At 63.0% G+C, this 9,939-nt stretch carries 9 protein-coding genes; 2 read left to right on the forward strand and 7 right to left on the reverse strand.

Features of this window, described 5'->3' with window-relative positions; translation table 11 throughout:
• A partial coding sequence (locus tag A2J01_RS18645; RefSeq protein ID WP_064113294.1) for a LysR family transcriptional regulator occupies positions 1-854 on the reverse strand: 854 nt, incomplete at its 3' end.
• Positions 855-937: 83 nt separating this feature from the next.
• Between A2J01_RS18645 and A2J01_RS18650 the strand changes: the two genes are divergently transcribed.
• Positions 938-1,834: an EamA family transporter gene (locus tag A2J01_RS18650; RefSeq protein WP_064113295.1), complete on the forward strand. Its 897-nt coding sequence runs from the start codon at positions 938-940 to the stop codon at positions 1,832-1,834.
• A gap of 34 nt (positions 1,835-1,868) precedes the next feature.
• Here A2J01_RS18650 and A2J01_RS18655 read toward each other — a convergent pair whose 3' ends face one another.
• Positions 1,869-2,462: a TetR/AcrR family transcriptional regulator gene (locus tag A2J01_RS18655; protein WP_064113296.1), complete on the reverse strand. Its 594-nt coding sequence runs from the start codon at positions 2,460-2,462 to the stop codon at positions 1,869-1,871.
• A gap of 55 nt (positions 2,463-2,517) precedes the next feature.
• Between A2J01_RS18655 and A2J01_RS18660 the strand changes: the two genes are divergently transcribed.
• Complete coding sequence (locus tag A2J01_RS18660; protein WP_231915826.1) at positions 2,518-2,937, forward strand: PaaI family thioesterase; 420 nt, start codon at positions 2,518-2,520, stop codon at positions 2,935-2,937.
• Positions 2,938-2,955: 18 nt separating this feature from the next.
• Here A2J01_RS18660 and A2J01_RS18665 read toward each other — a convergent pair whose 3' ends face one another.
• The 5 genes from A2J01_RS18665 to A2J01_RS18685 form a co-directional block, all read right to left on the reverse strand.
• Positions 2,956-3,885 carry an NADP-dependent oxidoreductase gene (locus A2J01_RS18665; RefSeq protein ID WP_064113297.1) on the reverse strand — a complete coding sequence of 310 codons (930 nt, stop codon included), beginning with the start codon at positions 3,883-3,885 and terminating at the stop codon, positions 2,956-2,958.
• Between the two features lie 66 nt (positions 3,886-3,951).
• Positions 3,952-4,764, reverse strand: coding sequence for a mycofactocin-coupled SDR family oxidoreductase (locus A2J01_RS18670; protein WP_064113298.1), 813 nt, complete (start codon positions 4,762-4,764; stop codon positions 3,952-3,954).
• Between the two features lie 94 nt (positions 4,765-4,858).
• On the reverse strand, positions 4,859-7,225 hold the full coding sequence (gene treY, locus A2J01_RS18675; RefSeq protein ID WP_064113299.1) for a malto-oligosyltrehalose synthase: 2,367 nt from the start codon (positions 7,223-7,225) through the stop codon (positions 4,859-4,861).
• A gap of 13 nt (positions 7,226-7,238) precedes the next feature.
• Complete coding sequence (glgX, locus tag A2J01_RS18680; protein ID WP_064113300.1) at positions 7,239-9,578, reverse strand: glycogen debranching protein GlgX; 2,340 nt, start codon at positions 9,576-9,578, stop codon at positions 7,239-7,241.
• 57 nt (positions 9,579-9,635) lie between these two features.
• Positions 9,636-9,939 (reverse strand): aminotransferase class III-fold pyridoxal phosphate-dependent enzyme (locus A2J01_RS18685; protein WP_156519312.1); only part of this gene is annotated, 304 nt, incomplete at its 5' end.

A 9,939-nucleotide genomic window follows, 5' to 3' on the forward strand; every position in this document is an offset into this window, starting at 1 on the left:
AGCGGCGGCCACGACGATCGGCCGCGACGCGTCACCGCATAGGCAGTGAGGATGACGGGCGGATCGACGAGTGGTTCGACGCGCACGCCTTCGCGAGTCTTGCGTTCGAGCGGCATCAGCCCCACGCCGTAACCACTGAGGATCAAGAGTTCGACCAAGTCGAGACTGTCGATCTGGTGAGTGATCCGAGGGGTGAACCCGGCCAGCGACGCGAGGGTTCGCACAGCGCGCTCGTCTGCCGTGTTGCGTGAGTTCACTATCCATGACGTGTCGGCGAAGGCGCGGAGATCGATTCCGGATTCTGTGGACTTGTCGGGAGCTTTGGCGTCGTCGGGAACACACAGTCCCCATGGCGTCGACCAGAGCGGAATTGCTTCGAGTAGTGGGCTCGGCGACGCGGGGGCAAGGTTGTAGTCGTACGTCAGTGCGAGGTCTAGATCGTCGCGTTCGAGGAGTGCAAAAGCCTCGACGGGTTCGTATTCGTAGATCATCACGTCCACCTGCGGGTGACTGCGTTGCAGGCTTCGAGCGACGGGGAGCATCGCGGTTCTGATCGCAGTTGCGAATCCGCCGACTCGCAGGGTCCCCACCGGTTCCGCGTCCGGATCGAGGTCCAGGCGAGCTGCATCGACGGCTGCCAGGATGGTGACGGCATGATCGGCCAGTCGTTGACCGGCCGGCGTCAGCCGCACCCGGCGACCGTCGGGCTCGATCAGTGCGGTACCGGTCTCCGCGGTCAAGGCCGCGAGTTGTTGGGACACTGTCGACGTCGTGAGGTTGTGCGCTTCGGCGACCGCACGCATCGAACCCAAGCGGGAGAGTTCGAGGAGGAGATGGAGTCGACGGGTTTCCATCCTTCGATCATTCACTAATCGTGAACATAATGTAGGTCAAAATCGCGTGGACACGAACGGTTGGCCTCCCGTTCAATTCAGCTATGGATACGAAAGCGCGGGCCGGAGTGGGCCTGGCTGTTTTGGCGATGTTGTGCGTGCAGCTCGGGCTCGCCGTGTCGGTGCGCCTGATCGATCAGCTCGGCGCAGACGGAGCGGCGTGGCTGCGACTCGCCTGGGCAGGCATCATTCTTCTGATCATCGTCAGGCCCCGCCCTTCGGCGTTCACTCGCAAGGCGTTTCTGGCTTGCGTGGTTCTGGGTGTGGTCACCGCAGGCATGACGCTCCTGTTCATGGCAGCGGTGGAGCGCCTTCCGCTGGGAACAGCAAGCGCATTGGAATTCTTGGGTCCGCTGACGGTTGCTTTGCTCCGGGGGCGTGGCCGCGTTCTGTGGCCGGTTCTGGCAGGCGTGGGCGTCGTGCTTCTCACCGAACCGTGGGCCGGGACAGTCGATCTGGTCGGTGTGGCGTACGCACTCGGTGCGGCGCTCTGCTGGGCGATGTACATACTGCTCACCCAGCGCGTCGGCGACGAGGTTGCCGGTATCAACGGGCTGGCGGTGTCGATGGCGGTAGCCGGGTTGGCCGCGACAATTGCCGTAGGCCACTCGGCTATCGGGCGGCTGACTCCGCATCTGATTCTCGTGGGCCTCGGACTCGCGATCTTGCTGCCCGTCGTGCCGTTCGTTCTGGAGATGGTCTCGTTGCGAAGGCTGTCCACGGCGGCGTTCGGCACGCTGATGAGTCTCGAGCCTGCTTTCGCGCAGCTTATCGGTCTGGTTGTGCTGCAACAGGTTCCGAGTGTTCTGGCCGTGGCAGGTATCGCGTGCGTCGTCGTCGCAGGGATCGGCGCGGCCCGCGGTGGTGCTCGGGATGGCGCCCGGAAGCCGACTGAGCCACCCTCCGATTCCGAGCGAACGTACCTTTCGGCGCCTTCATGAGACCGAGAGTGCCGTTCGCTCAGGTCGCGTTCGCTCAGTGCGAGTGCGCCGCGGCGATTGCTCCGTCGAACACGTCGGCGACCTCGCCGAGGGAATCGAGAAGCGGCTGACCGGATTGTTCGACGCGAGCCCGCACCAGCGAGCCCTCGAGCGCGGACACTGCCAGAACGGCAAGCCGTTCCGCTCGCGCACGTGCGACCCCGGACGCGATCAGTGTGTCGCGCAGTAGCGAAGTCCACTGTCGATACACCGCCTGTCCGGCGGCTGTCACGCTCTCCGAATCGGGGGCAAGTTCCAACAACACCGTCGTGATCGGCGAGCCTTCGTGGAAATCCGAATCGCGCACCCATCCGGCGAGCAACCGCGCGTACTCGCGCAGCAGCGACCCGGCGTCCGATTGGCTGTCGGCGAGTTCGGTCAGGGTGTCGGTGACCAACTGCCCGCCGACGCGGACGACCTCTTCGCCGATCTGCTCTTTGCCGCCGGGAAAGTAGTGGTAGAGCGAGCCTTTCGGCGCCCCGCTCGACTTGAGGATCTCGTTGAGGCCCGTTGCCGCATACCCCTGGCGGCGAAACAGATCGGCCGCAGCTCGTACGAGTGCTTCGCGGTGTTTCGGGGGAGTCGCCACGAGTTGGAGCTTAAACACCCCAGCGATCCACCACAATCTATGTAGACTGGTCTACATGGAGAACGATGAAATGCTCGATCAGTTGCGCGCCGTCAACGCCTCGGCGGCCTTCAACCGCTGGGCAGGATTCGAAGTGACGGAGGCCGAACCGGGTCGCGTTTGTCTACGGCTCGAATGGCGTGAGGATCTGGGCCAGTACTCGGGACACCTGCACGCTGCGCTCGTGGCGGGACTCGTCGACACCGCGTGCGGATTTGCTGCTTTCACCCAGGTAGGTGTCGTGGCGGCGTCCAACTGCGCGGTCAATTTCGTGAGTCCGGGCGTCGGAACCGCATTTGTCGCTACGGCGCGCTCGGTCAAGGCCGGGCGCAAGCAGGTGTTCGTCACTGCCGAGGTACATGCCGAACGCGAAGGCGAATCGGTGCTCGTCGCGTTCGGCACCACCCTGTTGGTTCCACTCGCCCCTAAGGCCTAGGCAAGACAGAGCTGAAGGTCACGGAACGAGGATGAACTTTCCCGCGGGGTGCGAACTCTGCAACTCGGTGTGAGCGAGTGCCACGTCCGCTAGCGGGAAGGTCTTGGCGATCTTCACGATGAGGTGTCCGGAACCGGCTTGTTCGACAAGTTCGGATCGTGCCTTCAAACGCGCTTCCGCACTTGCCGGATTGCCTCCGCCGACGGAAGCGAAGCTGTCGGTCTGGGCGCGTCCGAACGCGACGATGGTGACGATGCGACTCTTGTCGGAGACCAAAGCCAGCGAAGTATCGACGGCTTCATCTGTTCCGGCGGTGTCGAAGGCGGCGTCGACGCCGTTCGGCGCGAGTTCACGAACACGCGCTTCGAGGCCGTGGCCGTAGAGCACAGGCGTCGCGCCGAGCGAGCGCACGTAATCCTGATTCGAGGCTCCCGCGGTGCCGATCACCGTAGCTCCGCGACCAACTGCCAGCTGAGCAGCGATCGCGCCGACGCCGCCGGACGCGCCGTGGATGAGAACGGTGTCGCCGGAACCGACCCGAATGGTGTCGAGGGCGTCGACTGCAGTTCCGCCGACCAGAAGGAGGCCGGCTGCCTGTTCCCAGCTGATGCCTGCGGGCTTCGCGGTGACAGAGGAGACCGGCACGACTACTTGTTCGGAGTAGAGGCCGTTGCCGGGGCTGACGATCACTTCGTCGCCGACGTTCACATTTGTGACGCCGTCGCCGACAGCCGAGACGACGCCCGCTGCCTCGCCGCCGAGGCGGATGGGAAGTTTCTCGGGGTCGGTGCCAAAAGCGCCGCTGTAGAGCTTGAAGTCGAAGGGATTGACGCCGATCGCCTTCACGTCGACCAGGACTTCACCTGATTTCGGCGCCGGTAAATCGACGTCCACCAGCTTCAGGACCTCGGGCGTGCCGTACGTCTGCGCTACAACAGTTTTGGTCATGTCTCGCGCAACCGTCCTCGGGGAAGCGATATTCCCCGAGGACGGGAAAAACTCGAGAAGATTCGATCAGCGGATCAGGGTGCCCAGATCGAGCGGCATCGCGATGCCGGTGATGTGATGGGCCTCGTCGGAACCGAGGAACGCGACGGCGGCGGCGATGTCCTCCGGCTGGCTGACCGGGTCGGGCAAGGTCTGCATGAAGATCGGACCGAGTGTGTGGGCGTTGGCGTCGATGAGCGGCCGCATGTCCGTCATCTGCATTCCGGTTTCCACGCCGTGTGGGTGGATGGTGTTGACCCGAATGTTGTACTGCCCCAACTCCGAGGCCATCGTCTTGGCCAGACCGGTGATGCCGTGTTTGCTCGCGACGTAATGGCCGAGGAAGGGGAGGCCGCGCAGGCCGGCGACGGAGCTGGTGAAGATGATCGAGCCACCGGTGCCTTGCTTGATCAGGTGCGGGATCGCTGCCTTGGCGGTGTGGAAGACGCCGGTCAGGTTGACGTCGAGCGTTTCCTGCCACTGCTCGGGCGTGATTTCCCAGGACATGTTGGCAGAACAGATTCCGGCGTTCGCGACGACGACGTCAAGTCGCCCCAATTCGTCGATGCCGGCCGCGAGCGCCGCGGACAGCGCAGAGAAGTCGCGAACGTCGGTCTTGGTAGCGACAATTCGACGGTCCAGGGCCTTGACCAGTTCGACTGTCTCGGCCAGGTCGTCGTCGGTGGCGCCGGCATATGAGGTGGATTCGAATTGAACACACGCGTCGACGGCGATGATGTCTGCGCCCTCTTCTGCCAGCCGGACAGTTTCGGCGCGCCCCTGACCGCGGGCGGCTCCGGTGATGAAGGCAACTTTTCCGGTGAATCGACTGGCGGCCATGCTCAAACCTCCGACTAGTGGTGACGATCTGCTCTTCGGAAGTTAGCGCGACGAAGTTCTTTTCGGGGGTGAATGCCCAGTCAGCGGAAACCGCTCAGCGCACCCTGGTCAACAGGGCACATGGCCCGGCAGCGAAGATGTCCCGCGCATCCGAAGACAAGACGGGTTGTCCGCTCAGTGCGTCGACCCATTCGCCATCTGGCAGGTCCACTCGCGTATTTCTCCAACCGTGCGACGAGAGTCTGAGCGAATGTCGCGTCGCCAGAGCGACGACCATGGGCGGATCACCTGCCGGGCCGCGCGAGAAGCCGACCAGATGACCGGATCCGGAACCTGAAGCGAAGACCGGCCGGTACTCACCGTGATCGAACCACGAGGGGTTCTCCCGCCGCAGTGTCAGTGCCGTGCGAACGAGGTGCAACTTTGCGGTTCCTGTTGCGTCGATCGGCGCGGCGCCGGAATCGAGCAGTGATCGCCTCGTTCCGTAGTCGACAAGCCGCCGGTTGTCCGGATCGACCAACGAGTCCTCCCACAGCTCAGTGCCCTGGTAGACGTCGGGAACGCCGGGCCCGAGAAGTTGGAGCAGCTTTTGGCCCAGAGAGTCCGACCAGCCGTGACGCGCGATCCTGCCGACGAATTCGCTGACCGAATCACCGACTGGGCCGTCGATCACCTCGTCGATCCAGCGGTGCACTGCCGACTCGAAGTCGACGTCCGGATCGTTCCAGGAAGTTCTGGCGCCGGACTCGCGGACGGCTTTCTCCGCATAGGCGTGCAAACGCTCGCGCAGCTCTGGAACAGAGGCTGCCGAGCGGCCGTCCGCCGGCCACACACCGATGATGTTCTGCCACAAGAACAATCCGGTAAGCGGATCAGGGCTGGGGCACACGCCTTCCCACTCGCGAATCAGCCGGGCCCACAGGGTCGGCACTTGAGACACAACACCGATCCGTGCCCGCACGTCCTCGCCGCGTTTGGTGTCGTGAGTGGACAGACTCGTCATCGCGCGCGGCCACCGCTTCGCTCGGTCCGCGTTGTGGAGATGGAATTCGGCGACGGAGACGGCAAGCGATGCCGGGTTGCCGCCGACTTCCTGACGTGAGACCAGGCGCGCCGTCCGATAGAAGAGTCGATCTTCGACGGACTTGGCCATGACAGCGCCACACACCTGCTGGAAGCGAACTGAGGCTTCACCGCTGTTCACCAGGGATTGCGCCAACACGTTGAACGATGGTTCATGTCCGGGAGCCAATTCGTGCATGTCGCCGACGATCCGAGCGGCCAAACCGGCGAGGGGACTGTAGTCGGATCGGTACACCGGCATCCGAGCGATCGCGACGACAACTGCGTCGTTCAGTTCGGTCTCACTGCAACGACTTCCGGTTTCGCGTCGGATTGCACGTACGAGCCTGCGAACCTCCGGTGCCAGGTCACCGCGCCCGGTGTCGCGTTTGAACTGACGTTCGGTGTGATGCAACCACGTACTGTCCCCGTCGTCGCCGGTCAGATCTGCCGAGAGTTCGGTCAATTCGAGTTCGGCGGCGGGATCGACGAAAATGCCGCCCAGCTGATTGAGGGCGTCGTATCCGGTGGTGCCGTCGATCGGGAGCATCGGATCGAGTGGTTCCGTATGGCCGAGGATCTTTTCGATCACGAGCCACTGATCTGGTCCGATCAGTTCTCGCAGGCGCCCGAGATATTCCGCCGGATTCGCGAGTCCGTCCGGATGATCGATGCGAACGCCGTCGATCAGTCCTTCGTCGACCCACGACTTCACTTGCCGATGGCAGAGTTCGAAGACTTGGGGGTCCTCCTGGCGCAGCGCAGCGAGTTCGTTGACGGCAAAGAACCGTCGGTAGTTGACGATCCCGGCGTTCCACGGTACGAGTCGGTACGACTGCCTGGAGTGCACCTCCTGTGGAGATCCGAATTCAGTACCGGCAGCGATGGGGAAGCGGTGCTCGTAGAACGCGAGAAGTGTTTCCTCGCCATCTTTCTCGACAGTCAGTGCGTCGAGATCGTCCGGGCTACCCAGTACCGGGAGTGAGAGTTTGCCGTCGGCGCCGTTGGCTCCGTTGTCCTCGGCCCAATCGACGTCGAAGAAATCCGCGTACTCCGACGACTGCCCGTGCGTGAGAACGTCCCACCACCAAGCATTTTCGCGAGGTTTGGCGACACCGACGTGGTTGGGGACCAGATCGACGATCAGGCCCATCCCACGTGATCGAACGGCGCGCGAGAGCTCCACCAGGGCCTCGCGGCCACCAAGTCCTTCGGACACGGTTGTCGGATCGGTGACGTCGTAGCCGTGCGTCGATCCGGACGTTGCCGTGAGGATGGGGGAGAGATAGAGATGTGAGACCCCCAATGCCTCGAAGTAGTCCACCTGTGCGGCCGCATCACGAAGAGTGAATGCATCCGGTCGCAACTGCAGTCGGTAGGTGCTGGTTATCGGGGCCATGTGCACGTCTCCCTCAAGCGGTTCTGCGAAGTACCGTCAATGCTCGCGCTTTTACATCCAATGTTGTTCCGGCTTTGATCACGGTATCGCTCTCACCGGTGGGGACCGAGGTGTCCAGTACGACGGTCCACTCCGACGCGTAGTCCGCGTTGGGGGTGGAGAATTCGAGATCTTCGTAGTGGGCGTTGAAGCAGAGAAGGAACGAATCTCCCGTGACGCGCTCGCCGCGGTAGTTCGGTTCCGGGATCGCGTCACCGTTGAGAAAGACAGCCAACGACTTGCCGAAACCGCTGTCCCAGTCGGCCGGAGTCATCTCTTCGCCAGACGGCGTGAGCCAGGCGATGTCGCGACTCTGATCGCCGCTTCGAATAGGTCGCCCCTCGAAGAATCGACGACGCCGGAAGACCGGGTTCTTGGCGCGCAAGGCAATTGCGCGCTTGGTGAACTCGACGAGGTCGGCGTTGGTTTCCGCGAGAGTCCAATCCATCCATGACAGTTCCGAATCCTGGCAGTAAACGTTGTTGTTACCCTGCTGAGTTCGGCCCATCTCGTCGCCGTGAGCAAGCATCGGGGTGCCCTGGCTGAGCATCAGCGTAGCCAGTATGTTCCGGCTCTGACGGCCACGCAGTTCGAGGATTTCCGGGTCGTCGGTGGGGCCTTCGACCCCGCAGTTCCAAGATCGGTTGTGCGATTCGCCGTCGTTGTTGTTCTCGCCGTTGGCTTCGTTGTGCTTCTCGTTGTACGAGACGAGGTCGTGGAGGGTGAAACCGTCGTGAGCGATGACGAAGTTGATGCTCGCGCCAGGGCGACGTCCGGTGGCCTCGTAGAGATCAGAGGATCCGGTGAGACGGGAGGCGAACTCCCCCAGCGTTGCCGGCTCACCACGCCAGTAGTCGCGGACGGTGTCGCGGTATTTGCCGTTCCATTCGGTCCACAGGCCGGGGAAGTTGCCGACCTGGTAACCGCCTTCGCCGACGTCCCACGGTTCGGCGATCAGCTTCACCTGACTGACGATCGGATCCTGTTGCACGAGATCGAAGAAGGCCGAAAGGCGGTCCACGTCGTGCAGTTCACGGGCGAGTGTCGAGGCGAGGTCGAAGCGGAAACCGTCGACGTGCATCTCCGTGACCCAGTACCGCAGAGAGTCCATGATCAATTGCAGCGTATGCGGATGACGGGCGTTGAGGCTGTTGCCCGTTCCGGTGTAATCCATGTAGTGCTCTTCGTCGCCGTCGACGAGGCGGTAGTAGGCGGCATTGTCGATTCCGCGGAAGCTGATGGTCGGCCCCATGTGATTGCCCTCGGCGGTGTGGTTGTAGACCACGTCGAGGATCACTTCGATACCCGCCTGGTGGAAGCTGCGCACCATGGCTTTGAATTCCGCTACGGCCGCATCGGGTTTCGTGGCCGAGGAGTAGTCGGTGTGCGGAGCGAGAAAGCCGAAGGTGTTGTAACCCCAGTAGTTTCGCAGACCTTGGTCGAGAAGCACCTGATCGTGCATGAACTGGTGGACCGGCATCAGTTCGATCGCCGTGACACCCAGATCGGTGAGGTGCTCGATGATCACCGGATGAGCGAGCCCCGCGTACGTGCCGCGCAATTCCTCCGGAACTCCGGGATGCGTCGCGGTCATACCCTTGACGTGCGCTTCGTAGATGACCGTCTCGTGATACGGACGCTTCGGCGAGTGGTCGGACGCCCAATCGAAGAACGGGTTGATGACGACGGTCGACATCGTATGGCCGAGCGAATCATGTTGGGGGAAAGGGATGGTGGCGGGTTCGTCGACGAGTGGTTCCGGCTCGAAGGGTTCGGGCTCGAGGATCTCGTCCGATTCCTGATCGCCCGTGGGCGAGTCGTCTTCGAGGCCCACCTCGTCCGATTCGGCTTCCGAACTCGTTTCGTCGATAGCCTCTTGCGGCTCCACGACGGGAGATTCGTCGTCTCCTGAAGGTTCGGGGTCCGCCGCCGATTCGACGTCGTACGAGAACAGCGAACGGTCTCCGTCGAAGTCTCCGTCGAACGCTTTTCCGTACGGGTCCAGCAGGAGCTTGCTCGGATCGCATCGCAGACCTGCAGCCGGATCGTACGGCCCGTGTACGCGGTAGCCGTATCGCTGGCCGGGGGATACCGACGGAAGGTACGCATGCCAGACGTAACCGTCGACCTCGTCCATCCGAATGCGGGTTTCGGTTCCGTCCTTGGCGATCAGGCACAGCTCGACGGCCTCGGCGACCTCGGAGAAGAGCGAGAAATTGGTCCCAGCGCCGTCGTAGGTGGCACCGAGTGGGTACGCACTGCCAGGCCATACCGGGATGGGAGTGGCTGAGGTCTCGCTCGGCGGTTGATCCATGAATCAGACCCTATCGGGTGCAGCCGATCGAATCTCGTCGACTGTCTACGGTGCCGATCACCGTTTCGCCTGGCTGCGGGCGGTTGCAAGCATTCCGGCTGTGATCTGTTCCACCTCTGCCTCCGAACACAGGTACGGAGGCATCGCGTATACGAGGTTGCGGAACGGCCGGAGCCAGACGCCGGCGTCGACGGCTGCATCGGTCGCGCTCTGCATGTCGACCGGCTGTTCGAGTTCGATCACTCCGATTCCGCCTTTGACGCGGACGTCGACGACCCCGGGAATTGTGACGGCTTCGGCGAGGCCTCGAGCGAGGCCACGTTCGAGGGTTGCGACGTCACGCCGCCAGTCCATCGCAAGC

The sequence above is a fragment of the Rhodococcus sp. EPR-134 genome (assembly GCF_001647205.1).
Lineage (GTDB): Bacteria > Actinomycetota > Actinomycetes > Mycobacteriales > Mycobacteriaceae > Rhodococcus_F > Rhodococcus_F qingshengii.

Excerpts from the sequence above, each read along its gene's own strand:
- A2J01_RS18665 (WP_064113297.1), bottom strand. The coding sequence starts at position 3,885 with ATGACCAAAACTGTTGTAGCGCAGACGTACGGCACGCCCGAGGTCCTG.
- glgX (WP_064113300.1), bottom strand. The coding sequence starts at position 9,578 with ATGGATCAACCGCCGAGCGAGACCTCAGCCACTCCCATCCCGGTATGG.
- A2J01_RS18650 (WP_064113295.1), top strand. The coding sequence starts at position 938 with ATGGATACGAAAGCGCGGGCCGGAGTGGGCCTGGCTGTTTTGGCGATG.
- A2J01_RS18670 (WP_064113298.1), bottom strand. The coding sequence starts at position 4,764 with ATGGCCGCCAGTCGATTCACCGGAAAAGTTGCCTTCATCACCGGAGCC.
- treY (WP_064113299.1), bottom strand. The coding sequence starts at position 7,225 with ATGGCCCCGATAACCAGCACCTACCGACTGCAGTTGCGACCGGATGCA.
- A2J01_RS18660 (WP_231915826.1), top strand. The coding sequence starts at position 2,518 with ATGGAGAACGATGAAATGCTCGATCAGTTGCGCGCCGTCAACGCCTCG.